We start from the raw sequence: 1391 nt of genomic DNA on the forward strand, positions 1-1391 counted from the left end.
AATAGTGCACAAATACAAACCAGCCAAAATTGGCTTAGTTTGTGTGCACTGGGGATACCCCAGACCCAAAAAAATGACTAAGTCATTTTTTAAAATTTGAAATTCTTGTAAGTCAAAAAATAGATTTTTTTGTTGTTTGTTTATAAAAAAAATTCAGCCAAATTTGAAAAAAGTTTGGCTGAATTTTTTAACTATCATAGTAATGAATTTAGTAATTTGTATTTATACCTAATTCTTTTAATTTTTTGGTAGATAATGTATTCACATCACTTTTTTGAGTCTGTTCTAAATTTTGTTTTGTAATTACCTGAGAATTTATGAACATATTTCCAAATTCATCTTTGATTAATAGACCGCATTCAAAAAATTTTTTGAATGCTCTTGATATATTTGGTTGCTTTTCATTCAATTCTCTTGCTATTCCAACCTGAGATATAACTAATTGATTCCCAACTTTCATCTTTTCAATTAAACACAATAAAATTTTAATTTCTCTTCCAGTCAAATTATATTTTTCAATAATTTGCCTGAAAGATGAAATAAATAATATAACAAATTCATTTAATGGTTTGATTTTTCTTTTATCTTTTGTAACAAATACATTAATTTGTTCTTGGTTAGTCTTGTTATTTTTCTTTCTGTCTATTCCTTGGTCAATTTTTTGGATCTCTTCCTCAGTTAAATTTTTTGCAATGTTTATATCAAAAATATCAAATTGATCTGTTGATATTTGTGTAGAGTTGTCATGTTTCATGTACTTATCCTGAATAAATTATATCATTATTGATATAATTTATATCAAATTTGTATTTTTTTTGCAAATTTTGCATGTTACTTATCTATCTTATCTAGATCTAGTTATATATATATAAGATATAAAGAATAAGAGGGAGCATTTTGGCAAAATCGCAATGAAGCCTTGTGGCACAAGGCTTCAACCTGTGTTAATGAAATGTTAAATTATATCATATATGATATAATCCTATATCAAATATGATATACCCCTATATCAAATTTGATAACTTTCCATCCATATTTTTGATATAATTTATATCAAATTTGTATTTTTTATATCATATTTGATATATTTTTCAGATTCTCAATTTAAGCCCCTTTCAGGGGCTTTTTAGATACAAGCAAGGGGGATTCCCCCTTGACCCCCTTTTAGCCCCTCTAAAGCTTGTTTAGAGGGTAATTCATTTGGGCTTGATTACTTTTAGCAGAAAATTTTTTTTGATTGTCAATGATTGCTGCAAAGCAGCAACCCTAAAGGGCTTGTCATTGACAACAAAAAATTTTCTGCTTTTGGTTTTTTAAGCCCAAATGAATTACTAAAACTTTTTTGGAAAGTTTTGTGCTTTAAGAATTTATCTTGAATCTAGTTTCTAGTC

General features: G+C 27.0%; 1 protein-coding gene. It reads right to left on the reverse strand.

The annotated features are described in order from the left end of the window. Positions 1–208: 208 nt before the first annotated feature. Complete coding sequence (locus QV04_RS09090) at positions 209–754, reverse strand: replication/maintenance protein RepL (protein WP_065233405.1); 546 nt, start codon at positions 752–754, stop codon at positions 209–211. Between the last annotated feature and the right edge of the window lie 637 nt (positions 755–1391).

The organism is Gallibacterium genomosp. 1 (genome assembly GCF_001678575.1).
GTDB lineage: Bacteria > Pseudomonadota > Gammaproteobacteria > Enterobacterales > Pasteurellaceae > Gallibacterium.